We start from the raw sequence: 25,895 nt of genomic DNA on the forward strand, positions 1-25,895 counted from the left end.
CGTCGGATCGGACAGTGTCGCCCTGCACCCCAACCAAACCTGACCGGGCCACCCTCAGGTTCTCAGCAGCCCTTGACTGCCAATAGGAGCATCAGAGGGCACGGACCACCGACCGAAGGGGCAGGAGGGACCCCTCGCGTGTCATCGGCGCTTCCGCACCGGCGGCGGACGAGGGATTCACTTGTATGGAGGAACTACCGCCGGCCGTCGGCGGAGCAGTCGGGTCTTGTGTCGGCCCCGTGTCAGCTCCCTCCCGGTGGGCAGGCGCGTGAGGGTCCACGCCGCCTACCTCCGCCGAGGTGACATGAGCACCGCTCTTCGCTTGCTGACCGTCCTGGGAGGCTCGATCCTCCTCACCGTCGCGGCCGGATGGGTCGTCGACCTGCTGCTCCGCCGGGCCGACGCGCGCCACCCCGAAACACCCCTGTGGAACCTGCTGCGCCGCTGTCGCCCCGCCCAGCAGATCGTGCTGCTCGCTGCGCTGCTCAGGGGGGCCCAGCAACAGACGGCATGGAGACCGGTGCAGGACAACGCAGCCGCCGCGGGTCGGATCCTCACGCTCGCCCTGATCGGCGCGGGCGCCTGGCTGATCGTGGGCGTGGCCTCCGCCCTCGTCGAGTCGGCCTACGCCCGCTACGCCACGGGCACCCGTGACCCGGCCCGGGTGCGCCGGGTCCGCACCCAGGTCACCCTGATCATGAGGGTCGTGACGGCCGTCGTGGCCGTCGTGGCGGCCGCGGCCATGCTCCTCACGTTCCCCAGCTTCCGCGCGCTCGGCACGTCCTTGCTCGCCTCCGCCGGGATCGTCGGCATCGTGGCCGGTGTCGCGGCCCAGTCCACCCTCGGAAACCTCTTCGCGGGCTTCCAGATCGCCTTCGGTGACATGGTGCGCATCGGCGACACGGTCGTGGTGGCGGGCGAGTGGGGAGTGGTGGAGGAGGTCACCCTCACGTTCCTCGCCGTCCGTACCTGGGACGAGCGTCGGATCACCATGCCGGTCTCGTACTTCACCACGCGCCCCTTCGAGAACTGGTCCCGCGGCGGAGTCCAGATGACCGGTACCGTCTTCCTCCACTGCGACCCCTGTGCGCCCGTCGACCTGATGCGCGAGAAGGTCCACGAGATACTGCACGACTGCCGGGAGTGGGACGGCCGTGGCTGGGACCTCGCCGTCACGGAGACGACGCCCTCCACCATCGTGGTGCGCGCCGTCGTCACGGCCAAGGACGCCGACGACCTGTGGACGGTGCGTTGCGCCGTACGTGAGCGGCTGATCGCCTGGCTCGCGGAGAAGCATCCGGACGCCCTGCCGCGCATCATCCTGGGTCCGGGTCCGGGTCCGGGTCCGGGTCCGGGTCCGTTGGGACCTTCATCCGCCGCCGGAACCGGCGACGCCGGGCCCGTGGGCACAAGCGAGCGCGACCAGCGCCGATGACGGCTTCACGGTGACGCCCTGCTCGCCCAGGGCGTCGTAGCCGCTGATGCCACCGGCGCCGGGCGAGGGCCTACGGGAGGGTGAGCGGGGCGGGCACGGTTCACCGCCCTGCGGGCCTGCCTGAGGTCAGTCGGGCAATCTCGATCTCGGCCCAGACGGCCTTGCCGTGCTGGTGGGTGTGCGCACCCCAGCGATCCGACAGACGCTCGACGATGTACAGGCCGTGGCCGCCCGGGACACCGCGTTGCGGGGCCGGATGGCGGCGGGGCAGCACCGTCGTGCCGTCGAACACCTCGACCCGCAGGACGTCGCCGCCCGTGAGCACGAGTTCGAGGCAGCCGCCCGCGTGCAGTGACGCGTTGGTCAGCAGCTCGGACACGAGGAGCAGGGTGTCCTCGGCGGTCTCGGTCCCGTCCCAGCCCCAGTCCCGCAGGGCGTGGCGCGTGAAGTCGCGCCCCTTGGCCACGTGGCCGCGGACACCCGCCAGGGAGAGCCGACGGCGCTGCCCTCCGAGGGGAAGACCGGTGCGCACGGGACCGCCGGTCTCGGGTCCGATGGTCTCCACTGTGGTCTCTCACCCCCACCTCGACGCTGCTCTTGGATCTGCAGTCTTTGGTCTTCGGTCTTCGCCTTTGGTCTCTGGTTGCCGTGACAGTGTAGGGGACCGCTCGTGTCAGGGGGTGGCCATGTGGAGCCTCAACGTGAGCCCGTCGTCCGAGGCGCGCACCTCGACCAGATCGCAGAGCTGGTGGATCATCCACAGGCCGCGTCCGCCGTTGGCCGATGTCAGGGAAGGGCGGCGGCGCCCCGCCAGTGGGTCGACCAGGCGACCGGCGTCGTGGATCTCGGCGACGACGCCCTTCCCGGTGGCGGTCCACAGGCGGAGCGTGCCCCTCCCGCCTCCGTGGGAGAGGGAATTGGCCGCCGCTTCGCTGATGGCGAGCACGAGATCGCCGCGCCGCGCCGGGGCGAGGGGAGTGCTGCGGGCCCAGGCCGCGGCGTACTCGCGCAGCTCGGCCAGCCCTCCGTGGGCGTACTCGAACCGCAGTACCGAGCCGTCGTGTTCGGGCAGCGGACGATCGCAGTCGGCGCAGACCGTCGGCGCGTCGGTGTGACTCGGGCTGAGCAGGACCCGGCCGCTCTCGATCACCGTGGGGTGCGTGCGGCGGGCGTCGGCCACCACCGAGGGCGGCAGCCCCCGTACGTCGTACGGACACAGGACGGTGGCCGGCCGGCCCGCGAAGGCCGTGTTGATGAGGGCCTCGTGACGGGTCGCCTCCAGCACCTCCGCCCGGGAGCGGCCGGGCCAGATCGGCTCACCGACGATCCGGGACGCCCGCCCCGCGTGCCGGTCGGCGAAGTCCTGCAAGGCGGCCAGGATGCGGCCCGGATTACGGCCCAGCTCCGCCATGTCCGTCCAGGCGATCTCCGCACCGGCCGGGGCCGGGTCGAGGCTCTCGCGCAGGACGTCCAAGTGGGGGCCGGGCACGGCGACCAGGACCGGTTCGTCGGCCGCCAGTGCGCCGCGTACGAAGTCGCCCACGCCGACCAGGTACTCCGTGAGGTCCTGGTAGAAGAGGGCGGGATGGACGAAGGCCCCGGGCCCGGCGGGCGCAGGAACGGTGATCATGCTGCGACCTCCAGCGCGGCGCATTCGTCCGGGAACATCTCCACAACCTTGCGGAGCGAGTAGGGAGGGTGGTGGAGCAACAGGCGCCGACCCTGCCCGTTGAGGGTGGTCGACGCCTGCACCAGGGCGGCGACGGCCGCCGCGTCGAGGAACGCCACCGCCGACAGATCGAGATGGACGACCGGTCCGGGAATCCGGGCCACGACGCCGAGCGCGGCGGACAGGACCTGCCGGGTGTCGAGGTCGCAGCTGCCGCTCAGGCGCGTGCCGGGGCGGTCCCGCAACGGCAGGGCGGTCAGGGCCGGGACGGACCGGTCGTGTCGGTGGGGCGTGGACATGGCCGCGGCCTACACGGTGAGCATTCCGGCGCGCAGCCGGGCCAGAGTACGGGACAGGATGCGGGAGACCTGCATCTGGGAGATGCCGAGTTCGCCGCCGATCTCGGCCTGGGTCTTCTCCTGGCCGAAGCGCATCTGCAGGATGAGCCGATCGCGTTCGTCCAACTGCTCCAACAGCGGGGCCAGGGTGTGGAAGTCCTCGAAGAGTTCCATGGCGGGGTCGACGTCGCCGATCCGTTCCGCCAGCGGGCGCGTCGTCCGGCTCGTCGTGGACGGCACGTCGCTGTCGGAGCCGGCCGTGTCCAGGGAACCGCTCGTGTAGCCGTTCGCGGCCACCAGCCCGTCGAGGACCTCTTCCTCGGACAGTTCGAGGTGCTCGGCGACCTCCCTGACCGTCGGGGCCCTGCCCAGCACGTCGGTCAGCGCTTCCTGTGCCTTGGCGAGCTCCGTCCGCAGTTCCTGTAGGCGACGGGGGACGTGTACGGCCCAGGTGGTGTCGCGGAAGTAGCGCTTGATCTCACCGGTGATGTACGGGAGGGCGAGGGTGGAGAACTCGACCTCGCGCTCGGGGTCGTAGCGGTCGATGGCCTTGATAAGGCCGATGGTGCCCACCTGGATGATGTCGTCCATGTCGAGGCCGCCGCCCAGTACGCGGGCCCGGAACCGGCGTGCGGCGAACTGCACGAGGGAGAGGTTCATCTCGATCAGGGTGTTGCGGGCGTACTGGTAAGCGCGCGTCCCCTCCTCCAGGCGGCGCAGCCTCCCGAAGAAGAGCTTCGACAGCTGACGTGCGTCAGCGGGCGCCATCTCCCGCGCGTTCTCCACCTGGGGCAGTGCCACGTCCGGCGTTGGTGCTCCGTCCACGGCTCGGTGACGAGCCGGTACCTGCACGTCTGTTGCATGCATGGGACTCACGACGGCGGCGAAGCGAGACATGGTGGCCGTTCCCTCCCGATTGACTTACGGCTGCCCGGGCGCTCATGCCCCGACTTCGCGGACCTACACGGCGTTCGCCCGACTGGTTTTTCCGCCCCTCCTGTCGGCCGTGTCGCCGACGGGCGCCGGCGCCGCGCGGCGTGACGTCCCCGCCGGTGGTACGAGCAGGCATACTCCCTTGCGGAGACCGCACAGGTGACGATCCGGGGAGGCGGACATGACCGGAGCAAGCGACGCGCACCACGAGGGAGTGGTGGGGGACAGCTACCCGGCGGGACCCGGGTGGGTGGTGGCGGCCCGCGGGGAGGTGGATCAGGACACGCTGGCCCCGCTGGAGGAGGCGCTCGTCTCCGCCGCCGATCAGCACGGACTGGTGGTGCTGGATGCCGGCTCCATCACCTTCGGCGACTCCTCCTTCCTGAACCTGCTGCTGCGGGTACACCACCTCACCGCCCTGCGCATCGCGGCCCCCGGCGAGCAGCTGAGGCGCCTGTTCGCCCTGACCGGCGCCGACACCGTCCTCTCGCTGTACCCGAGCGTGGAGGACGCCCTCGGGTCGTGAGCGCGGCGTGGGAGGTCAGCCCGTACGCACGTGAGGCCGTGCGCACGTCAGCCGTCGTGCGGGTCCGGCCCACCGGTCGGGCGGAAGCAGGCGGTGATCGCCTTGCCGCCGTGGCATGTGTGGACGTCCAGGGAATCGGCCAGAGCGGTGACGATCCCCAGGCCGCGGCCGGACGTGGCGCCCTCGTCGGCGTCGGGCTCGCGGGAGCCCGGCAGCCGCGGATCGGCGTCGGCGACGCTCACGTGCAGGCAGTGGCCGTCCCAGGTCAGCACCAGGTGGGCGGTGGCGGCGGCGTGCAGGTGCGCGTTGGTGACGAGTTCGGAGACGCTGAGCAGGACGGAGTGCACCGTGTCGGCTGCCGAGCCGTTCCACGGCAGGGACGCCAGGTGGCCCGCGGTCCACTCGCGCGCCGCGCGGACGCCCTCCGACACGGGGAACGATCGTGCCCAGCCCACGGCCCTGACCGCCAATGCCCTCACCTGAATTCTGCCGTCGTGTGTTCGACACCGGTACGTCTACCCGGAGCCCGGGCGAGCACCCCGGCCGTGAGCAAGCATGATGCGCGAACGAGGGTTCGGGTAGGACGAGGCCGGGCAGTGGTCACAGCCGCCCGGCCCCGGACGTGATCGGTCGTGTCCCCTCGTCCCTCCGGCGGCGTTAGCCTTCACCGACCGGTGCTGCGGCGCTGGCGGATCTCGGCAGGCCGGGCGCTCCGCCGTGCCTCGGTGTGTCAGGGCCGTCCGTGCACCGGCGCGGCTTGTAGCGAGAGTGAGGTTGGTTGATGGCCGAGCGGGCGGATACGGATCCACTGGGCGGGGCGCCGGCGTTCCCGAGCGGGAGTGGCAGTGCGGGCGGGATCGGCGAGTCGGAGCTGCGCCAGTTGCTGGCCGGGCTGACGGCCGTGCGCGACGGGGACTTCCGTACACGGCTGCCCGATGCGGGGGACGGGCTACTCGGCGAGATCGCCACGGTCTTCAACGGGATGGTCAACCAGCTGGCGTTGTTCACGTCCGAGGTGACACGCGTGGCCCGCGAGGTGGGCACCGAGGGGACCCTGGGGGGTCAGGCGGACGTACCGGGGGTCGGGGGAGCCTGGCTGGACCTTACGGATTCGGTCAATTTCATGGCCGGAAACCTCACGGCCCAGGTGCGCTCCATCGCCCAGGTCGCGACGGCCGTGGCCCGGGGCGACCTCTCCCAGAAGATCACCGTCACCGCGCGCGGGGAGATCCTGGAGCTGAAGGAGACCATCAACACCATGGTCGACCAGCTCTCCGGATTCGCCGGCGAGGTCACCCGGGTGGCCCGCGAGGTCGGTACCGAGGGCCGGCTCGGCGGGCAAGCGGACGTCAAGGGCGTCTCGGGCACGTGGAAGGACCTGACGGAATCGGTCAACGTCATGGCCGACAACCTGACCGCCCAGGTGCGCTCCATCGCCGAGGTCACCACCGCCGTGGCCCAGGGCGACCTGACGCAGAAGATCAGGGTCGATGCGCGCGGGGAGATCCTGGAGCTGAAGGAGACCATCAATACGATGGTCGACCAACTGTCGGCGTTCGCGGACGAGGTCACGCGCGTCGCCCGTGAGGTCGGTACCGAGGGCAACCTGGGCGGCCAGGCCACGGTCCGAGGGGTTTCCGGCACGTGGAAGGACCTCACCGACAACGTCAACGTCATGGCGTCCAACCTGACCGGTCAGGTGAGGTCCATCGCGCAGGTGGCCACCGCCGTCGCCCGCGGCGACCTCTCGCAGAAGATCACGGTTGAGGCGAAGGGTGAGGTCGCGGCCCTGGCCGGGGTCATCAACACGATGGTCGACACGCTGTCGGCGTTCGCGGACGAGGTCACCCGGGTGGCCCGCGAGGTCGGCACCGAGGGACGCCTCGGCGGGCAGGCACGGGTTCCCAACGTGGCGGGCACCTGGAAAGACCTCACCGACAACGTCAACTCGATGGCGAACAACCTCACCGGCCAGGTCCGCAACATCGCCCTCGTCACAACGGCCGTCGCCAACGGCGACCTGTCCAAGAAGATCGACGTGGATGCCCGCGGGGAGATCCTGGAGCTGAAGACCACCATCAACACGATGGTCGACCAACTCTCCTCCTTCGCCGCCGAAGTCACGCGCGTCGCCCGCGAGGTCGGCAGCGAGGGCCGGCTCGGCGGCCAGGCCGAGGTCGAGGGCGTCTCCGGCACCTGGAAGCGCCTGACCGAGAACGTCAACGAGCTCGCCGGCAACCTGACCCGCCAGGTCAGAGCCATCGCCGAGGTCGCCAGCGCGGTCGCGGAGGGCGACCTGACCCGCTCGATCACGGTCGACGCCTCGGGCGAGGTCGCCGAACTCAAGGACAACATCAACTCGATGGTCGGTTCGCTGCGGGAGAGCACCCGCGCCAACGAGGAGCAGGACTGGCTGAAGTCCAACCTCGCCCGGATCTCCGGCCTGATGCAGGGCCACCGCGACCTCGCGGCCGTCGCCGAGCTCGTCATGGACGAACTGACGCCGCTGGTCGCCGCCCAGTACGGAGCCTTCTACCTCGCCGAGGACGGTGCCGACGGCACCGTCCTGACCCTGGTCGGCTCCTACGGCCGTCCCGCGGGTGCCGTGGAGGGCACCGGCTTCGCCCTCGGCGAGTCCCTCGTCGGGCAGGCGGCCCGCAGCCGCCGGATCATCGCCACCGACCAGGTTCCCGGGGAGTACGTCATCTCCTCCGGGCTCGGCCACACCACCCCGGGCAGTCTGATCATCCTGCCGATCGTGGTGGACGACCAGGTCCTCGGTGTGATCGAACTCGCCTCCTTCACCGCCTTCACACCCGTGCACCGCGACTTCCTCGCCCAGTTGATGGAGACGATCGGCGTCAACGTCAACACGATCGTCGCGAACGCCCGGACCGACGAGCTCCTCGGCGAGTCCCAGCGCCTCACCGGCGAACTCCAGGCCCGCTCGGAGGAACTCCAGGTCCAGCAGGAGGAACTCCAGCGCTCCAACGCGGAACTGGAGGAGAAGGCCGCGCTCCTCGCCAGCCAGAACAGCGACATCGAGGCCAAGAACCTGGAGATCGAACAGGCCCGCCAGGAACTGGAGGCCCGCGCACAGCAGTTGTCGCTGGCTTCGACGTACAAGTCCGAGTTCCTGGCCAACATGAGCCACGAGCTGCGGACACCGCTCAACAGCCTGCTCATCCTCGCCCAGCTGCTCGCCCAGAACCCCACCCGCAACCTCACCCCGAAGCAGGTCGAGTACGCGGGCATCATCCACTCGGCGGGCTCGGACCTGCTCCAGCTGATCAACGACATCCTCGACCTGTCGAAGGTCGAGGCGGGAAAGATGGACGTCAACCCCGAGCGGGTGAACCTGCCGCAGCTGCTCGACTACGTCGACGCCACCTTCCGGCCGATGACCACGCAAAAGAGCCTCGACTTCACCGTCACCACCGCCCCCGATGCCCCCGACGACCTGTTCACCGACGACTCGCGGCTGCGTCAGATCCTGCGCAACCTGCTGTCGAACGCCGTCAAGTTCACCGAGCGCGGCGGCGTGGAACTCCGTATCGAACCGGCGACCGGTTCCGAACTGCCCACCGGATTCCCGCGACGCGGGGCCATGGTGGCCTTCCGGGTGCGCGACACGGGCATCGGCATCCCCGAGCAGCAGCTGGAGTCCGTGTTCGGGGCCTTCCAGCAGGCCGACGGCACCACCAGCCGCAAGTACGGGGGCACCGGCCTCGGCCTCTCCATCAGCCGGGAGATCGCCCAGCTCCTCGGCGGCGCCGTCACCGCGGAGAGCACCCCGGGCCAGGGCAGCACCTTCACCCTCTACCTGCCGGTCGGCCGGGCGGACGACGAGGCCCCCCTCGCGGACGCCCCTGCCCCGGTGCCGCACGGCGACGCGTCCGCGACCACCGGTGCGGACCGACCGGGCACGCCCGCCCTCCCGGCGCAGCAACGGCCCCGCCGCCTCCTGGTGATCGAGGAACGGCCGAACGGCCTGCTCTCCCTCGTCGCCGAGAGCGCCGACCGTGATCTCGCCCCCGGCGATCGGGCGACGCGGGAGTACGGCGGCATCCAGGTGGTCAACGCCACGAGTTCCAGGGAGGCCGCCGCCGCCCTCGCCTCCGACGCGTTCCACTGCGTCGTCCTGGAACTCGACCTGCCCGACGGCGAAGCCCTGCGCTTCCTCGACGCGCTCGAAGGAGACCCCGCCCTCTCCTCCCTTCCGGTCCTCGCCCACAGCAATCCGCGGGTGAAGACCGGTCAGGAGGAAGCCCTGCGGGAAAGGTCCGCGTCACGCCACTTCGAACTGCTGTCGAGCCTGGACGAGCTGCGGGAACGCATAGTGCTGCACCTGTCCGCCGATCAGCCCGGTGACGTCCTGCCACTCGTGCCCGGCGACGCCCGGCGGCGGCCGGCCGCCGCCGGGCGGGACGACGGCCTCGCCGGACGCACCGTCCTCGTCGTCGACGACGACGCACGCAATCTGTACGCCCTCAGCGGGGTCCTCGAACTCCACGGCATGCGCGTGCTGCACGCGGAGGACGGCCGCAAGGGCATCGACACACTCACCCGCCACGCCGGTGTGGACCTCATCCTGATGGACGTGATGATGCCCGAACTCGACGGCTACGCCGCCACCGCGGAGATCCGGCGGATGGCCGCCTACGCGGACCTGCCCATCATCGCGGTCACCGCGAAGGCGATGCCGGGGGACCGGGAGAAGAGCCTCGCCGCGGGCGCCAGCGACTACGTGACCAAGCCGGTGGACACCGACGACCTGATCGGCCGCGTCCGGCACTGGCTGACGCGATGACCGCCGACACGCACCCGCACGACGACCCGTCCGTGATCGGCGGACCGGCCGGGAACACCGTCCCGCACCAGGCCGCGACTCCTTTGGGACGCCTCGTCGCCACCGTCGAACGGCTGCGCCGCGAGGTGCAGGAGGCGCACGCGGCCGCGGACGGCCGGGCCCTGGTCGAACTGGCCAAGGGCATCCTGATCGGGCAGCTGCACTGCACCCCGGCCGCGGCGGCACGCCAGCTCGACCTGCTGTGCCGCGAGAGCGGGCTGTCCCCGCTCGAACTCGCCGCGGACATCGTCAACCAGGCGTCCCGCGACCACGTCAGTGAGATCGCCGCCGAATTCGTCGAACGGACCGGTACGGCCGACCCGTCCTGCGCACGGCACTCCACGGTGGCGGTACGCCTGCGTACCGCCGAGAGCGGCGTGCTGGCCGCCGCCGACGACACCCAGGCCGTGGCCGAGTCCCTCCTGACGCACGCGCTGGAGCCCCTCGGGGCGACCGCCGTCGCCGTGTGGACCGCCGTGCCCGACGGCTCGCTGTCCCTCGCGGGCCACGCCGGGTTCCCGCCCAGGGAGGCCGCGCGCTGGCGTCACGTCCCCCCGGGGGTCTCCACCGTTGCCGGCCTGGCGCTGCGCGAGCGCCGCCTGGTCACCCTCGCCCGCCTGAAACACGAAGGGTTGCCCTCGATAGGCCACCTCCAGTGGCCCGACGGCGGACGCATGGCCGTACCGGCGGGGACGGGCGGACGGATCCACGGCGTCCTCGAAATCTGCTGGCCGCAACCCCTGGCACCGCAGCCACCGCAGATCGAACGCCAGGTCGAGGCCCTGGCCGAGCTGTGCGCCCGCACCATGGACGCCTCGCCACCGCGCGACCTCACGACCGCCGAAGCGGTGCTCCCGGACGTCTCGGAGCTGATCGACCTCGCCGAGGGGCTCCAGGACCCCGCCATGGTGCTCACCCCGGTCCTCGATCCCGAAGGACGACTCACCGACTTCCGCATACGCCACGCCGGCAGTCGGTTCGTCGACCCCTTGGGACGCTCGCGCGGCGACGTGAACGGTGCGCTGCTGCTGGAGGCCTATCCCATGGCCGGCGGCGAGAGCGGACTGTTCGACATCATCGAACGCGTGCACGCGACCGGCGAGCCCTTCCGGGCCGAACGCATGAGCCTGACCGCGCTCGTCGACCAGATCCCGCTCACCTCGGTCGCGGACATCAGCGTCAGCCGGCACGGCGCCGCCGTCCTGCTGATCTGGCGGATCGAGGACGAGACGGCCCGACTCGCCAACCTCCTCCAGCACGCCCAGCGCCTCGGCCGCATCGGCGGCTTCGAGGAGAACCTCGCCACCGGCGAGGTCACCTGGAACGCACAGCTCTACGCCCTTCACGGCCTCCCGGCCAGCGCACCCCCCGTACCGCTGCGAGAACTGCCCGGCTACGCCCATCCCGACGACTCCGCCGCCCTCGGCCGCTTCCTGCGGGCGGTGCTGCGCTACCGCAGGCCCGCCTCCGTAGACCTACGCCTCCGGCGACCCGACGGGATCACCCGGCACATCAGGGTCGTCGCCGAGCCCGTCCTCGACTCGAACCAGCGGCTGCACGCCGTGCGCGGCGCCTACCAGGACATCTCTGCCCAGCACTGGACCGAGGTCGCGCTGGCCGCGACCAGGGACCAGCTCGCCCACACCGAGGCCGAGTCCGCCGAACGCAACCGGCTCGCCCTCCAGCTCCAGCACGCCATCATGCCCCCCACTCCGCCGGCCATCGAGGCCCCGGGACTGCGGGTCGCCGTTCGCTACCGGCCGGCGGAAACCGAGTCGCTCGTCGGTGGGGACTGGTACGACACCGTGGTCCTGCCCTCCGGGCTCATCATGTTGTCCGTGGGCGACGTCGCCGGACACGGCATCGAGGCGGCCACCGGCATGGTCGTGCTGCGCAACGCCCTGCGCGGCCTCGCCGTCACCGGCGCGGGTCCCGCCCAACTGCTCTCCTGGCTCAACACGGTCACCCACCACCTGGCCAAGCACGTGACGGCGACCGCCGTCTGCGGCCTCTTCGACCCGAGCACCAGGGTGATGCGTTGGGCGCGCGCCGGTCACCTGCCGCCCGTACTCGTCCGCGGCGGCGAGGCCGGTGCCTTTCCGCTCATCGAAGGCCTGCTGCTCGGCGCCCTGCCCGACGTCACGTACGTCGAGCGGGAGGTGCAGCTCGAACCGGACGACACCTTGCTGATGTTCACGGACGGCCTGGTGGAGCGGCGGGACTCTTCGGTGCAGGACTCGCTCGGCCACCTCATGAACGCGGCAGCCGCCGGCGCCGGAGACCTGGACCGGCAACTGGACCACCTCCTGTCCGAGAGCCGGTCCGACACGGACGACGACACCTGCGTGATCGGCATTCAGGTCAGCTGAGCGGGTCGGCGAGCGGGCGGCGCGTCGCGTCACGCCGTTCGGCGGACGGCGCCCCGGCGGACCGGGGGCGCCGTCCGCGGCCCCGAACCGCCGAGGCACCGGCCGGCGTCCCGAGGCCTCCGGCGGCCTCCGGCGGCCTCCGGGGGTGCTCCGTCTCCGGCCGGTTCCGCCGACCGTACGTCGTCCTCGCGCGTGCCTTTCTCGACGGCTGATCGTTTCCTGTGGTGGTACGGGGGTGTTGCCGTGTAGCGTCATGCCCAGCTGTCGTGGTTCGAAGTGCCCTCGCCTGCACCGGTGGTGTGGGCGGTTTGCTGTGCTGACGAAGGACCAGGGCGATCACCTCCGCTTTCCGTGACGTGCGGGAGGCGAACTCGACTGGGAGGCATCAGTATGGCTACGGGAACCGTGAAGTGGTTCAACGCTGAAAAGGGCTTCGGCTTCATCGCGCAGGACGGTGGCGGTCCGGACGTCTTCGCCCACTACTCCGCGATCAACGCCTCGGGCTACCGTGAGCTCCAGGAGGGCCAGACCGTGACGTTCGACGTCACCCAGGGCCAGAAGGGGCCGCAGGCGGAGAACATCACCCCCGCCTGATTCCCCAGCCCCCTCCAGCACCGGACCCCCGTACCTGGCGAGCTTCTCGACAGGCACGGGGGTCTCGCGCGTGTGCACCCGGTTTCGGTCCGGGGCGGGGCGGGGAGCCCGCGAAGCACCCGGTGGTCAGCCCTCCGCGACCGACACCGCCACGGGCCGGTGGGCGAACCGCGTCGAGCCGGCGTCCCTGTGGTTCGCCCTGAGCGCCGCGTACGCGCTGCACAGCGCCTGAGTCCGGACGGGCCGCCGGTCGGCGAAGGCCGTCAGGTCACCCGCGCACTGGAGTTCCCATCGCGGGAAGCGGCGTCGGGCCGTGGCCACGGAGGCGCTGGGGGCGAAGTAGAGCATGGTGGTGTTCTCGTGGGGGTTGTGCGCGGAACCCTCGTACACCATTCGGCCGGTGGTCTCCAGCCGGTCCGCCAGGCGGGTGAGCGCGCTCTCGTTGGGCGTGTCCATGAAGAGACCGACGTGGTTCTCGAATCCGTGGACGCGCTCCTCCGTCCCCACTTCCTTCGTGTACCCCGGGCTGGACCGCGGGAAGAGGAAGACCTCCACCTCCGGTGCCAAGCCGGTCGTGACGCGCAGCCGCGTCACCCGTACGTCCGCATCGTCGGGGAGCCAGTGACGCTCCACCAGACGGCGCTTCACCAGCACGCTCGGTATGGTGGTCGAGGCCGGCCAGCCGTTTTCCTCGAAGTACGCGAGAGCGGATTCCACCGTCTCCGGGAACAGGAGCGTCGCACAATGCGAAACAACGCACCCGTTCTTGATTTCCCGTTTGAGATCGCCGGGTATCCAGGGTGGCAGGAGAGCTTCGAGTGATTTATCGGAAGCGTGGATGGCGTAGTCAACAGCATGCTGGAGGCGCTGGACGTCGCACGGTTCAAACGTCACGTGATGCATGTCGCAGCCTTTCTGTTGCCGACACCTGATTAAAGCCTTGCCGCCCATCAGGTGGCACTTGGCCGTAGTCTGATTGGGTGAACGGTGCTGTCTGACCTGTATATCTCGATCTCTGCCGGCTGCCTCTTTCGAAAGCGGTTGCGCTCCCCGACGAACAACCGCTTTCCGTGGAGGGGGTCATTTCCCAGGAGGTAGAAGGGCATGTCTCCGTACGGTCGAAAGAAATCTCCGCGCATCTTGATCGCCGGCGCCGGAATTGGCGGATTGACCACGGCCTTGAGCCTTCATGCGGCCGGACTGGACGACGTGCTCGTCGTGGAAGCGTGCCCGAACCTGCGCGCCGTCGGCGCGGGGATCAACCTCCAGCCCGCTGCCGTACGCGAGCTGACCGAACTCGGTTTGGCGCAGGCGCTCGACGAGGTGGCCGTGGCGACCTCCCGGCTGGAGTACCACCACCGCTACGGGGGGCTGATCTGGTCGGAGCCGCGCGGGCGCGGCGCCGGTTACAACTGGCCGCAGTACTCGGTGCACCGGGCCCGGCTGCAGGAACTGCTGCTGTCGGCGGTCCGGGACCGGCTCGGCCCCGAGGCGTTGGTCACCGGACGCCGCCTGCTCCGGTACGAACAGGGCCGGGAGCGGGGCCGGAACACCGTACGGGCGTACGGGGCGGAACAGTCCGCCCCGTTCTCCTGCGACCTGCTCATCGGCGCGGACGGAATCAACTCGGCCGTGCGCGCGACCATGTACCCGCACGAAGGTCCGCCGCTCGGGAACGGGATATCCATGTGGCGCGGGGTGACCGAGGGCCGGCCCTTCCTCGACGGGCGCACGATGGTCATCATCGGCTGCAACGCAAGGGTGAAGGCCGTGGTGTATCCGGTCTCCCGTGCCGAGGACGGCGGGCGGTGCCTGCTCAACTGGGTGGTGGAAGCCCGCACCGATGAAGGCCCGGACGGCGCCCCGGAGGAAGAGGACCTGCGAGGCGGTGCCGACTGGGACCGCGCGGTACCGCCGCAGGACGTGCTGGAGCACGTCGAAGGCTGGCGCAGCGACTTCCTCGACCTCCACGACATCGTCGCCGGGGCGCCGCGCATCGTCCGGTACCCGATGATCGACCGCGACCCGCTGCCGGCGTGGACGGACGGCCGCGTGGTCCTGCTCGGTGACGCTGCCCACCCCGTGTACCCGACCGGATCCAACGGCGCCTCGCAGGCCATCGTGGACGCCCGCGTGCTGGCCTACGAACTCGCCCACCACGGCGTTGACGAGGCCCTGGCGCGGTACGAAGCGACCCGCCGTCCGCAGGCCACGCGCCTCCTCGCGGCGCACCGCCGTCTGGAACCCGACCCGGTGCTCCGACAGGTGGAAGCCCTTGCCCCGAACGGCTTCCTCGACATTCGCCACGTCCTGCCGGAGGACAGGCTGGACGGCATCAAGTCCTGTACGCGCCAGGTCACCGGCGTGGACGCCACAGCGCTCAACGCGCGCACCTCCTGGAGCGTCCCCGTATGAACAGCTCCCGCATACGTACCACCGCCTCCGCGGCACTGGCCTCCGGCGCACTGCTGGCGGCGCTGCTGTCCACCACCGGACGGACGCCTCCCCCAGCGCCGCCCTCCGGCTCCGCCGCCCGCCTGCCCGACTGCGGCACCGTCACCAGCACCGGCCACGCGATCTGCTCGCGGTACGGTCCCGCCGCCCGACTGGGTGGCGGGACGGTCCGGACGTACAGCGAGTTCCAGGGCCGCACGCCCAGGACCCTGGGGATCTCGCTGACCGCCTCCGCCCTCACCGGGCTGCCCACCGCGGTCACCGACGGCAGACACTGCTTCGACGCGGACGCCGACGGGCGCATCGACCCCGGTCACGAGTGCGTCGGCGGCCACGGTCTCGAACTCGCGCTGCCAGCCGCTCCGGCCGTCCCGTCCGGGCTGCCCTTCCGGTGGGTGCTGTTCAACTGGAACCCGCACGGGCACAACCCCCACGGCCGCTACGACGTCGCCCACTTCGACGTGCACTTCTATCTCGTTCCCCAGGAGGTTCGGGCGGGAATCAAGGCCGGCGGGTGCGCCCTGCTCATCGCCTGCGACCAACTGGCCGCCGCCGCCCGACCCGTCCCGGCCGCCTACCTGCCCGCTGGCTACCCGGCGAGCAGCCCGCAGACCGCCGAGGGCGCCATGGGCGCACACCTGGACAGCCGGCCTCCGTCCACCGGCACGCTCAGCGGCCAGACCTTCATCTACGGTGCGTACGCGGGCGATCTCATCTTCATGGAACCCATGCTCACCAGGGACTTCCTCCAAAGGCACCGCACTGCCCCCGCCCACCGCACCTGCGAGGACGTTCCCCAGCCGGCGGCCTGGCGGACCCCCGGCTGGTACCCCACCCGGTACTGCACCGCGTACCGCCCCCAGGAGGGGGACTACACCGTCTCCCTGACGGACTTCGTCCACTCGGCCGGAGCGCACCGCCCCGTCACCTCGGGCCGATGAAGAGTCGAATCCCTGCCCTGCCCCGCCGTGCCCGGCGCGCCGCCGTCCCCGTGCAAGTCCACCCGCGTGGCGCAGCCGCCGTGCCCGGCCGGGAGCCGTCACAATCGGACGGTCCGTCATGCCGCCTTATCACCCATTTGGGGGATAATTCATGTATGCAGCCGTGGTCCACGCCCTGGGGCAGCCGCCCCGGTACGAGTCCGTGCCCGAGCCCGCTCCTGCGGCCGGCGAAGTGGTCGTCGAGGTGCTGGCGGCCGCGCTGTACCCGTTGGTGCGCTCGTTCGCGTCGGGCGGCCACTACACGGGAGGCGCCGCGCTGCCGCTGATCCCCGGGTTCGACGGTGTGGGCCGTACCCCGCAGGGCGAACTCGTCTACGTCTCGGGGCTGGAGCCCCCGCACGGCACGATGGCCGAGCGCGTCGCCGTACCGCCGGCCGCGCTCATGCCCGTACCGGAGGGGCTCGACCCGGTTGTTGTCGCCGCCGTCATGAACCCCGCATCCTCCGCGTGGATCGCGCTGCGCGAGCGCGGCCGGCTCCGCCGGGGGGAGTCGGTGCTCGTCCTCGGGGCCACGGGCAACGCCGGGCGGGCCGCCATCCAACTGGCCCTCGACCAAGGAGCGGGCTCAGTCGTGGCGGCAGGGCGCGATCCACTGGCGCTCCGGGCCGCGACAGCGCTGGGCGCCCACCGTACGGTGACCCTCGGCGGCCCGGACCAGGAGGTCGCGGACGCCTTCGGCGCGGCAGCCGCCGACGTGGACATCGTGCTCGACTACCTGTGGGACCGGCCTGCCGAGCTGGCCCTCGACGGAATCCTGCGCCACCGTGCCGATCTCGCCCGGCCCTTGCGGTGGGTACAGGTGGGCTCCGCGGCCGGGGCCGACATGACCCTGCCTTCTGCGTGGCTGCGCAAGGCGGACGTGAGCGTCTGCGGCAGCGGGCTGGGCTCGATCTCGGGCGCCCGCCGCGATGCCGCCCTGCGCGAGCTGCTCGCCCGGCTACCGGCCCTGACGCCGACCACCGAGGTGGTGGCCGTTGCGATGGCCGATGTGGAGGCCGCCTGGGAATCCCCGACGCGATCCGGGGCCCGGATCGTGTTCGTCCCCGCCGGCGGGGACGAACGGGCAACCAGGATGACGGAGGCCGTCGGGGATCGGGAAGCGGTCTGACCCGACCCGTCCCGCCGGGCGGCGGGAGCGTGGGCGCCGGACGGGCCCGCGTGCCGTCAGCAGGCCCGGACCGTGAGCCCTTCCGCGGGCCCGGAGCCCGCGGGAGGCGGCGTCACCGTGCTGCGCGGTCGGTGAGGAGCTCGCGGGCCGCCCGGGTCCCGGAGGCCATGGCCCCCTGTACGGAGCCGGTGGCACGGTGGTCCCCGCACACGTACAGGCCGTCGCCGAACCGGCTGGTCCGGCTGAGCGGCCACGGCGGCACCATGGCGGGCAGCGCGCCGGGCACGGTGACGGCCGCCACCAGCTGCCACCCGCCCGCGTCCGCTCCGTAGGCCTCGGACAGGACCGCGCGCAGCGGGGCCTCCCGCCCGGGGACGTCCCTGCCGAGGACCGACGTGGACACCAGCGCCCGCCCGTCGCTGGAGTATTCCGGAGCGACCTCCGTGAGGACGCAGCTGTTGAGGAAGCGTTGTTCCGCGTCGAGGAGCAGGGTCGGTTCACCGAGCGGCGAGTGGGGACTCGCGTGGTAGTACGTCGTCACGGTACGCGTGGCGGTCCGGCCGAGCGCGGGGACCAGCGTCGAGGCGGAATCGGTGTCCGTGGCGACCACGACGGCCTCGGCGTCGCGCCACGTACCGTCGGCCAGGGCGACCCCCGTACCGGTGACGGCGGCCACCGGAGCGCCGAACTCCACGCAGTCGGGCGGCAGGGTGCCCGCGAGCTGCGCAGGGACCGCGCCGATCCCCGCCGACGGGAGCGTGAGACTGCCCCGGATCAGGCTCCGCCACGTCAGGTGGAACATCCGGCTGGAGGTCTCCAGAGCATCGTCGAGGAAGACGCCGGACAGGAAGGGGCGCAGGAATCCGTCGAGGAGGGCATCGTCGACGCCCCAACGCGACAGCTCCTGGAGGGTGGTGCGTTCCGGAATCCTCTTGAGGGCGCGAGCGGGGGCGAGCGCGTCGAACGCCGTCAACGCGCCCAGTGCCGCCAGCCCGAGCGGTGTCACGCGCCCGAGCGGAGACGTGCCCCGACCGGTGAGCATCCCGGCCGCTTCGGCCGGACGCCGGGTCGGATCCGCCAACCGGACCGGGTCCCCGCCCCCGCTCGGGTGCACCAACGCTCCGGGCGTGAACGGCCTCAGGCGCAGTGCGGCTCGGTCGAGCCGGCGCTTCACCTGCGGGTAAGAGGTGTTGAACACCTGGAATCCACGGTCCACGAGGAATCCGTCCCGGCGGTCGGTGCGCATGCGCCCGCCCACCGCATCGGACGCCTCCAGAACCCGTACGCGTACCCCGGCCCGGGCCAGATCGGCGGCGCAGGTGAGTCCGGCCAGCCCCGCCCCCACGACGAGGACACCCGGGCGCCCGCTGCGTCCGCCGCTCATCGGCACCTCCTCACGGCCGTCCCGGTGCCGTCCGTGATGCCGCCCCCGGCCGTGGCGACCGCAGTCGGCGGTGTCCGCAGACTCCACGCGCACAGGGCGCCCCAGCTCAGCGCGATGGCAGCCGCCTTGGTACGGGAGGCCCGGTCGCCCGCCGGCATGGTGCCGAAGACGAGCGCATCCGAGAGGTCCGAGGCGATCCGGCACGCCGTGACCAGGCGGCGGGACCGTGCGTCCCGGGCCGCGACCATGGCCGCCCCGATGGCCGCGTCGCGGGCGCCCAGAGCGGCGACGAGCACCCGGGTGGCGGGCGGGACACTGCCGTCGGCCCGCATCGGCAGCCCGCAAGGAGCTGCCAACCACCGGGGCCGCAGCGCGATCCCGACGCCGTAGAGGGCGGTCGCCATGCCCAGTACGCGGTTGAGGTCGAGGTCGAGGGTGAGGACGGGGGTGGCGAGCGAGCTGCTCGACCCGCAGTCACCCGACGAAGAGGTCTGTCGCATCGGCGGTTCCTCACTCTCCACACACGCTGCCTACGGCCCGCATGTCGATCTCCTGTGCTGCCCGGCCTTCACAATGACCTTCGCGCGCGGGGCCCGCCACGGATGCACTCATCGACCGCCTCGCGGTGATGCGGCACTCCGGGGGCCCCGCACGCGCTGGCGCGCTCGCCCGCCCCTACCCGCCCTGTTCCCCCCGCCCGCGCGAGCTCCGGCACGTCAGGGCGCCCGGCACACTTGACGGCTCGGGCCACGGGCGGAGGGGCGCGTGGCCGAGGAAGTTCACGGGAGTGCGTCGGTGGAGCTCAGTTCAGTGATCATCGCAGTGGCAGGAGTCGCAGGAACCCTGGGAGGGGCGGTACTCACCCAACGCGGATCGGAACGTGCCAAGCGCCGGGAGATAGAACTCGTCCGGGGCCACGAGGAGATCCGCGAGAACCTCTCCCTGCGACGCTCCTGCTACGTGGAACTCAACCGAGACGCCCGCCAGTTCACCACGGCACTCAACCGCCACCTGCACGTCATGAGGGAACGCGGCGTGGACGACGCGGACACGGACGCGCTCGAAGCGGCCAAGAACGCCCACCGCGACCAGTACTCCGAAGCGCAGATGACGGCGCCCGACGAGGTGCTCGCGCGGGCGAGCGCCGTCAACCGAGCTTTGAACAAGGCCTACGGCCAGGTCAAACGCCTCGAACGGGGTGAGCCCGATCCGGGCGAGACGATGGAGACCGCGGCGCGGGCCCAGTACGAGGTCTGGGACCTGCTGCGCGCCATGCGGGCCGCCATGCGTCACGACCTCGGCGTGTCGCCGGACCGTGAGGGTCGGCCGCCGGTGGGCACCTGACCCGGTCCGGGCACCACCTCAGTCGTTGGGGTCGCGGCGGACACGGTCGCCGGCGCGACGGGTCACCTGGAAGGTCCTTGCTTCCCCGTCGTGTTCCGTGGCAGCGGCCGACGCCCGGCACTGTCAGACCCGACTGCGATGCTGCACGGACCGGGCGGCGCCAAGAGCCGTCCGGATCGGCTTCGGAGGGGGCACGGTGACGGGTCGTGATCACGGCTGGGCGGGAATGGGTTGGGAGAGCTGGCGGGACCACGACGACGTCCGACGGCGCCTCGATCAGGGTGCGGATCCAGACGTGTGGAGCGCAGGGCGTCCCCTGCACCGGGCAGCGGTCTTCGGCTCACCGGAGGTGGTCACGGAACTGGCCCGACGCGTCGGCGACGTGGACGCGCTCCAGGACGGTACGACCGCGCTGTGGGAGGCCGTGCTGTCCGACCGCCCCGACAACGCGCGCGCCCTCGCCGCTGCCGGAGCCGATCCCTGGCGGCCGTTGATCGGCGGCTGGTCACCGGGTCGGCTCAGCCTCGCCGGGCCGACACCGGACCTGTTCGTGGCGCCCGGGGCGGAGCGCGGGCTGAGCGGTGCGGAGCGCACGGCGGCCCGGGAGGGCAGACGGCTGGTCGCCGCGCTGGGAAGCATCCATGTCGAGGGAACGGGTTTGGCCTGCGTCGCCGGGATCGACGCCGAGGAAGCGGTACGCCGCCTGGAGGCGACACCGGCGGACGTCGAGGAACCGGAGGCGCTCCTCGACGAACCCTGGGCGTACGAACTCGACGAGAGCCTACGGATCGTCGGCGTGACGACCGTGCCGGGTGGTTGCGTCGTCACCCAGCCGTGGGGGTACGCGCCGTCGATGCCGGGTGTACTGGCCCGGCTGTCCGCCGGTACGGTCTGCTACGGCCTGTACGCCAACCCGAAGAGCGGAAATCAGGGCCGCATCCTCCGCGACGGTGACGTCGAAGGCTGGGATCTCCATCCGGGCGGCGGCCCGGACCTGGACGACACCCCTGAGGAAGTCCTGGCCTGCTACCTCTACCGGTACAACGCGGTGGCGTACGCGTGTGCCTTCGCAGGGCTTCGGCTGACCGACGCACGCGCCGTCGTGGGGCCGCCCGACATCTGGGTCGAACTCCCTGAGCGGGACTACTGGGAGCTCTGACGCGACGGCTGCAAGGGTCTGCGTCGGGCTTCAGGCCCCCTCTTCACCTTGACCGCAAGCCGTAGGGATGCCGAAGGGAAAGCGAAGGGATTGCGTCACTCCGGGCCGTCGGACGGCCAGCGGTCACCCTGCACGCGGGCGTGCAGGTGTTCGTCGTGCCATCCGTCGGCGTGCAGCAGGGCGCTCCGCATGGTTCCCTCCAGGGAGAAGCCCGCGTCGGTCGCGACCCGGCAGGACTGCGGGTTGGCAACGGAGTGGGTGATCCGGAGACGGTGCAGGCCCAGATCGTCCAGCGCCCACCGGCTGATCCGGACCGTTGCGTCGGCCATGACCCCGTGACCGCGGCCTGCCGGCAGGAGCCAGTACAGGAACTCGGCGTCACCCCCTTGAAGGTCCAGGTCACCCAGCCCGATCAGTCCCACGGCCTTGCCGTCGACAGGGCGGGAGACCGCCCAGATCGCGGCCTCCTCCGCCTGCCAGCGCTGCCGCCAGCGTGAGATCCTCTCGCGCGCCGCGTCCAACGAGAGGTCCCCGGGCCGATTCCAGTGCTGGACCTCCGGGTCGTGGCAGGACTCCACCAGTACCTCGGCGTCTTCTTGCTGCCACGGCCGCAACCCGAAGCCGCTCGCAAGGCGGAAGTGCGGCTGCTCGCCGTTGCCCATGCTGCCGGCCGGGACCACGGGTGCTATCGAAGTGACCATCACGGCATCATGCCAAAGCCGACCCGTGGCCGGCGTGCGGCGCCGTGCCGATCGCGCCACCTCGTGAGCGCACGCGGTCACGGACCGGTGTGCAGGTACGGCGCCCAGAGCGCGGGCGCCTCCGGGCGGGAGCGGCGGAGTCGGCGAACCGCAACGTGCAGAGCGGCGGCGGCATCCGGCGTTCCGCCGGCGGAGTACGGGGCCGTACCCAGGGCTCGATAGAAGTCCCGGGCGACCTGGGGGGCCCGTAGATCACTGATCGACCATTGCGTCGCGATCACGTGACGGAAGCCGGCGAGGTGGAGCCCGCCCGCGAGGTGGGCGAACTCGTCGGCCAGGGAGGCGACTCCGCCTGCCGTATCGCAGGCGGACAGGAACGCCAGTTCCGCTGCGGTCAGCCGGAGGGCGGTCACCTCCCGCAGGCTGATCACGTGGTCCGTGCAGTGCAGTGCGCCTCCGGCGAGGGAGTACTGCGAGCCGTGGCCGGCGAAGTGCAGCCAGGAGTGGGACACCAGTTGTTCCAGGACCGTGTCACGGGTCGCCTGCGGCCCGATGACGGCCGTCATCGTGGGGAACTGCTCGCGCAAGGAGCCGACCTCCGGGACCGCGTGGCGCAGCTCCGCCATTCCGTCTGCGTTCGGTACGGCGACGCCCAGCATCTCGGTCGTGGCGCCGGCCGGTCGCCGGCCGGCCTCCAGGAGGGCGCGAAGGGTCGGCGCGTACGAGCAGACGGCGCGGTCGAGGAGGTTCGTGTGTGCGGGCAGGGGGTCGTCGTTCGGCTCGTCACCGGGTGCGGGGCAGAACCCCGCCGCGTGGAGGGGAAGCATCGTGAGGGCGCCGGTGGGGCACCACCACAGGCGGGGCTCCGCCCCCTCCGCGGGCTGCGAAGGCCAGTCGAGCGCGGTCAGGACCGGATCCACGATGTCGGTCCACAGCGATGCGAGAAGTGATCGGACGGTGTCGTTCCGATCCTGTGCCGTGGTGTCCTCAAGCCCCCGGAAGGCGCTGATGAGCTCGCGCGCCCACCCGTTGACCACGGGTCGGGAGATCCGCTCCAGCCGTATGAGACGGGGCAACGCGCTACCGGCCGTCACCACCAGGGCATCGCTGCGGTACCGGCTGACGTTGACCATGACGACCGGACCGCCCCGGGCGGCCTCGCGCAGCCGGTGGTAGGGGCGTGGGCGCAGGAAGTCCGGCACCAGGGCCCTGGCCCGTTCCAGAAGTCGGTCCCATTCGGCTGCCGCTTCCCGGCGGTGCTGGGAATCCAGCGCCACCTGATGAGCGGACAGGTTCCGTGTCTCGCGGTCCCTTCCCGCATCGCCCGCCCGGTCGAGTCGGTTTCGGACCCCGTCCATGGCCCCCGCCAGGTCCGGGTCCAGGGCCCGGAGTTCGTCCAGGTCGGTGCGCGCGTCGAGGGCCTGCGCAAGCAGGACGCCACGTCCCTGTTCCAGGAGCTCCACGGCGCGCGCGAGACGGCCCTGCTCGATGGCGACGGCCGCGGCGTCCGAGGCGAGCCCTTGCGCCGTGGACAGGAAGTGCTCGCGGTCCGTGCGTTCCAGGCCGTGCCAGGCGGCCTGGGGCAGCAGCTCGATGGCGTACGCGTAGCCGCGCAGAGCCTCCTCCCATTCCTTCTGCGTGGCGGCCAGTACACCCCAGCTCCTCGCTGCGGCGAGCCGCAGGTGCAGAATGCCGGTGGACAGCCGGGCGGCCTGTCGGAAGGTGTCGATCGCCTCGGCGACGAGACCTGCACGGTTGAGGGACTCTCCGAGGATCACCAGGCAGCGTCCGCGGCTCTCGTGGTCACGGGGGCACCGCTCGACGGAGAGACGGCCGACGTTGACCGACTCGGTGAGATCCTCTTCCCGGCCGAGGAGGTCGTACCGCACATGCAGCATCCGGCACAGGTTGGAGAGGAACTTCACCTGGTCGGAATGGTCGTCGGAGGCGACCGCGATGGCTTTCCGGATGGCCGTGATCGCTGCTTCGAGATCGCCGGGGTCCTGCGACTCGGAGAAGCGGTGCTGGGTGATGATCGCGAGATTGCACAGGTTCATCGGCAGTCGGTGCGATCGCGGTGGGGTCGCACCGACAGCCGTCCGTGCGCATACGACGGCCCGTTCGAGATCGCTGCGGCGGTCATGGCGCAGGTAGGACGCTTCCAGGGCGAGGCTCAAGTTCGCGAGGAGTCGGTCCTGGTAGGGGTGGTCGGCCTTCACCGCTGCCACGGCCTCCGCGCAGGCGGCGACCGCGGCGGTCAGGTCCGCGACGTCGCCCGAGACCTCGAAGCGGGTCCGCAGGGAATGTCCGAGCCCACTGAGGCACAGGGCCCGTTGGGTCGCGGAGAGCCGGCCCGACGGGATCGCCCCGCGTTTGGCGTCGATGGCCCGGTGCAGATCGTCGAGCACGCCACCGTGCTCGTAGCGCGCCTGGAGGGCATTGCCCAGATCGAGCAGTACGAGGGTCCGGTCATGCTGCCCCGGCCCCGTGTCCTCGGCGGCTTCGCGGGCGAGTGCGACCGCGGTGTCGAAGTCGGCCCGGACACCAGTGTGCAGACCACGCACCCGCAGCACCACAACGGCCGCGTGGGTGACCGGCCGACGATGGCCCGCACCGAGGGGGGTGTCCCGTACCGCCCGCAGGGACATCGCTGTCGCTGCCTCCAGATCGGCGGCGTCGCCGCGGTCCTCGAAGCGCCGGATCAGGAGCTCGCCGAGTGAAGCCCGCAGGAGGGAGATCTCGTCACTGCCTTCGGCGCTGAGCGAGATGGCCCTGGCCACCAGGTCGGCAGCCTCGTCCAGTTCTGCCGCTTCCGCCGTGTGTTCGTCGTAGAGACTCGAGAGGGCGATGGCCTGGGAGAGCAACACCGAGGGCAGTTCGGGGTCGGAGTCAGGCATGTCCCGAGCGGCGAGGCGCAAGTGCTGTACGGCGGAGTGGATGTCCCGGGCGTCGTTCGTCCACTGGTGGCGCAGCACGAGGGCGTGGGCCAGGTCCTGGACGACGCGGGTGCGGTCAGGAGACTCGCGACGTGCCGCGAGGAGGTTCTCGTAGAGGGTGATCGCCTCGTCGAGGTCCTCCTTGACGTCCGTGTACGTACCCCTTAGGTGTAGTGCCGAGGCGAGGCAGAAGAGATCGAGGGGGCCGTACGGATCGTCCGGGTCGCCCAGGTCGACCGCGTTCCGCGCAGCCCCGACCAGTTCTTCGAGAGCGGTACGGATGCCGGTGTCGACGCGGGTGCCCGATTCGATGCCGTCCCGCCCAGCGGACTGCATCCTCAGCAGTAACCTCCGGGCGAGTCCTCCCCAGGCCTTGGCGTGCACTGGATCACCGGGTCGGGACAGCCGGACCGCCTCGCGGGCCGCCTCGATCGACTCTTCGAGATCGGAGGCGGCGTGTGTGTCCCGGTACGTCAGCTGAAGGAGCTCGGACAGGTTGAGGTGGGCGACACCGGCGAGGGAGTGGCCCGCATCCATGTCCACGACGGCCTCGCGCACGACGGTGAGGGCCTCCGCGAGATCGGCGGGCGCCTCGGCCCCTTCCCATCTCTGCATGAGCATCTGGCTGAGGTTGCTGCGGCGAGCGGGAAGGCTTTCGTGCCCGGGCGGGGCGGTGGCGATGCTGCGGCGTACGGCCGTGATGCCCTCGTCGAGATCGGTCAGCCGGCCGCCGGCCCGGAAACGCGTCCAGAGGGCCAGCGCGAGATTCGACAACTGCTCGGACAGGAACGGGTCGTCGAGTGCCTGGCCCTCCGCCACGGCGACCGCGCTCACCTCGACCGCTCGGTCGAGTGCGCAGACGTCACCGGTCAGGTCGAACCAGCCGCGCAGCGCGCGCCCCAGTTCCGTCAGGCACGACGGCCGGTGGGGCGAGCCGGCCGGCAGCTCCGCGAGCAGGACGGACCACATGTGGAGGGAGGTCCGCAACGCCTCGGGGTCGCGCTGGGTCTGCCACCTGTTGAAGCTCGACAGGGCAGTCTCAAGGATCGTTTGCAGGGTCGTCGGGCGGTCGAGCGGGTCGGTCATGGACAGCCC

General features: G+C 71.3%; 20 protein-coding genes. 10 read left to right on the forward strand and 10 right to left on the reverse strand.

The window, feature by feature from the left end; translation table 11 throughout:
- Positions 1 to 304 precede the first annotated feature (304 nt).
- On the forward strand, positions 305 to 1,435 hold the full coding sequence (locus tag ABZZ20_RS30085; RefSeq protein WP_356874966.1) for a mechanosensitive ion channel domain-containing protein: 1,131 nt from the start codon (positions 305 to 307) through the stop codon (positions 1,433 to 1,435).
- 100 nt (positions 1,436 to 1,535) lie between these two features.
- Here ABZZ20_RS30085 and ABZZ20_RS30090 read toward each other — a convergent pair whose 3' ends face one another.
- The 4 genes from ABZZ20_RS30090 to ABZZ20_RS30105 all read right to left on the reverse strand — a co-directional run bounded on the left by ABZZ20_RS30090 (position 1,536) and on the right by ABZZ20_RS30105 (position 4,210).
- Positions 1,536 to 2,000 (reverse strand): ATP-binding protein, encoded by a 465-nt coding sequence (locus ABZZ20_RS30090; RefSeq protein ID WP_356874968.1) that lies wholly within the window; start codon positions 1,998 to 2,000, stop codon positions 1,536 to 1,538.
- Between the two features lie 108 nt (positions 2,001 to 2,108).
- Positions 2,109 to 3,065, reverse strand: coding sequence for a sensor histidine kinase (locus ABZZ20_RS30095; RefSeq protein ID WP_356874970.1), 957 nt, complete (start codon positions 3,063 to 3,065; stop codon positions 2,109 to 2,111).
- Positions 3,062 to 3,403 (reverse strand): STAS domain-containing protein, encoded by a 342-nt coding sequence (locus tag ABZZ20_RS30100; protein WP_356874972.1) that lies wholly within the window; start codon positions 3,401 to 3,403, stop codon positions 3,062 to 3,064. The genes ABZZ20_RS30095 and ABZZ20_RS30100 overlap by 4 nt, the downstream gene beginning before the upstream one ends.
- Positions 3,404 to 3,412: 9 nt before the next feature.
- On the reverse strand, positions 3,413 to 4,210 hold the full coding sequence (locus ABZZ20_RS30105) for a SigB/SigF/SigG family RNA polymerase sigma factor (RefSeq protein ID WP_356875099.1): 798 nt from the start codon (positions 4,208 to 4,210) through the stop codon (positions 3,413 to 3,415).
- Between the two features lie 346 nt (positions 4,211 to 4,556).
- Between ABZZ20_RS30105 and ABZZ20_RS30110 the strand changes: the two genes are divergently transcribed.
- Positions 4,557 to 4,901, forward strand: coding sequence for an STAS domain-containing protein (locus ABZZ20_RS30110; RefSeq protein WP_356874974.1), 345 nt, complete (start codon positions 4,557 to 4,559; stop codon positions 4,899 to 4,901).
- A gap of 47 nt (positions 4,902 to 4,948) precedes the next feature.
- Here ABZZ20_RS30110 and ABZZ20_RS30115 read toward each other — a convergent pair whose 3' ends face one another.
- The gene (locus tag ABZZ20_RS30115) at positions 4,949 to 5,371 is read right to left on the reverse strand and encodes an ATP-binding protein (RefSeq protein ID WP_356874976.1); all 423 of its coding nucleotides are present in this window, start codon (positions 5,369 to 5,371) and stop codon (positions 4,949 to 4,951) included.
- A 311-nt stretch (positions 5,372 to 5,682) separates the two neighbouring features.
- Here ABZZ20_RS30115 and ABZZ20_RS30120 point away from each other — a divergent pair, with 311 nt between their 5' ends.
- The 3 genes from ABZZ20_RS30120 to ABZZ20_RS30130 all read left to right on the forward strand — a co-directional run bounded on the left by ABZZ20_RS30120 (position 5,683) and on the right by ABZZ20_RS30130 (position 12,713).
- The gene (locus ABZZ20_RS30120; protein WP_356874978.1) at positions 5,683 to 9,711 is read left to right on the forward strand and encodes a HAMP domain-containing protein; all 4,029 of its coding nucleotides are present in this window, start codon (positions 5,683 to 5,685) and stop codon (positions 9,709 to 9,711) included.
- Positions 9,708 to 12,119 carry a SpoIIE family protein phosphatase gene (locus ABZZ20_RS30125; protein ID WP_356874980.1) on the forward strand — a complete coding sequence of 804 codons (2,412 nt, stop codon included), beginning with the start codon at positions 9,708 to 9,710 and terminating at the stop codon, positions 12,117 to 12,119. Before ABZZ20_RS30120 ends, ABZZ20_RS30125 begins: the two co-directional genes overlap by 4 nt.
- 390 nt (positions 12,120 to 12,509) lie before the next feature.
- The gene (locus ABZZ20_RS30130) at positions 12,510 to 12,713 is read left to right on the forward strand and encodes a cold-shock protein (protein ID WP_356874982.1); all 204 of its coding nucleotides are present in this window, start codon (positions 12,510 to 12,512) and stop codon (positions 12,711 to 12,713) included.
- A 126-nt stretch (positions 12,714 to 12,839) separates the two neighbouring features.
- Here ABZZ20_RS30130 and ABZZ20_RS30135 read toward each other — a convergent pair whose 3' ends face one another.
- Positions 12,840 to 13,430, reverse strand: a complete 591-nt coding sequence (locus ABZZ20_RS30135) for a hypothetical protein (protein WP_356874984.1) — start codon at positions 13,428 to 13,430, stop codon at positions 12,840 to 12,842.
- 387 nt (positions 13,431 to 13,817) lie between these two features.
- Between ABZZ20_RS30135 and ABZZ20_RS30140 the strand changes: the two genes are divergently transcribed.
- The 3 genes from ABZZ20_RS30140 to ABZZ20_RS30150 all read left to right on the forward strand — a co-directional run bounded on the left by ABZZ20_RS30140 (position 13,818) and on the right by ABZZ20_RS30150 (position 17,276).
- The gene (locus tag ABZZ20_RS30140; protein WP_356874986.1) at positions 13,818 to 15,128 is read left to right on the forward strand and encodes a flavin-dependent oxidoreductase; all 1,311 of its coding nucleotides are present in this window, start codon (positions 13,818 to 13,820) and stop codon (positions 15,126 to 15,128) included.
- Complete coding sequence (locus ABZZ20_RS30145; RefSeq protein ID WP_356874988.1) at positions 15,125 to 16,108, forward strand: hypothetical protein; 984 nt, start codon at positions 15,125 to 15,127, stop codon at positions 16,106 to 16,108. Before ABZZ20_RS30140 ends, ABZZ20_RS30145 begins: the two co-directional genes overlap by 4 nt.
- 151 nt (positions 16,109 to 16,259) lie before the next feature.
- Complete coding sequence (locus ABZZ20_RS30150; protein WP_356874990.1) at positions 16,260 to 17,276, forward strand: zinc-binding alcohol dehydrogenase family protein; 1,017 nt, start codon at positions 16,260 to 16,262, stop codon at positions 17,274 to 17,276.
- A 112-nt stretch (positions 17,277 to 17,388) separates the two neighbouring features.
- On the opposite strand, the gene ABZZ20_RS30155 is transcribed toward ABZZ20_RS30150, so the two are convergent.
- Entirely contained in the window at positions 17,389 to 18,660 is a 1,272-nt protein-coding gene (locus ABZZ20_RS30155) for an NAD(P)/FAD-dependent oxidoreductase (protein ID WP_356874992.1), read from the reverse strand.
- Entirely contained in the window at positions 18,657 to 19,160 is a 504-nt protein-coding gene (locus ABZZ20_RS30160) for a hypothetical protein (RefSeq protein ID WP_356874994.1), read from the reverse strand. The genes ABZZ20_RS30155 and ABZZ20_RS30160 overlap by 4 nt, the downstream gene beginning before the upstream one ends.
- 295 nt (positions 19,161 to 19,455) lie before the next feature.
- On the opposite strand from ABZZ20_RS30160, the gene ABZZ20_RS30165 reads away from it, so the two are divergent.
- Together ABZZ20_RS30165 and ABZZ20_RS30170 are read left to right on the forward strand one after the other, a co-directional pair.
- Positions 19,456 to 20,004: a hypothetical protein gene (locus ABZZ20_RS30165; RefSeq protein ID WP_356874996.1), complete on the forward strand. Its 549-nt coding sequence runs from the start codon at positions 19,456 to 19,458 to the stop codon at positions 20,002 to 20,004.
- Between the two features lie 226 nt (positions 20,005 to 20,230).
- Positions 20,231 to 21,163, forward strand: coding sequence for an ankyrin repeat domain-containing protein (locus tag ABZZ20_RS30170; RefSeq protein WP_356875101.1), 933 nt, complete (start codon positions 20,231 to 20,233; stop codon positions 21,161 to 21,163).
- A 95-nt stretch (positions 21,164 to 21,258) separates the two neighbouring features.
- Here the strand turns inward: ABZZ20_RS30170 and ABZZ20_RS30175 are convergent, their stop codons facing one another.
- Together ABZZ20_RS30175 and ABZZ20_RS30180 are read right to left on the reverse strand one after the other, a co-directional pair.
- Entirely contained in the window at positions 21,259 to 21,864 is a 606-nt protein-coding gene (locus ABZZ20_RS30175) for a GNAT family N-acetyltransferase (protein ID WP_356874998.1), read from the reverse strand.
- Positions 21,865 to 21,941: 77 nt separating this feature from the next.
- A complete protein-coding gene (locus ABZZ20_RS30180; RefSeq protein ID WP_356875000.1) occupies positions 21,942 to 25,886 on the reverse strand; it encodes a CHAT domain-containing protein in 3,945 nt (1,314 codons plus the stop codon).
- Positions 25,887 to 25,895: the final 9 nt, after the last annotated feature.

The organism is Streptomyces sp. NPDC006430 (assembly GCF_040612395.1).
Lineage (GTDB): Bacteria > Actinomycetota > Actinomycetes > Streptomycetales > Streptomycetaceae > Streptomyces.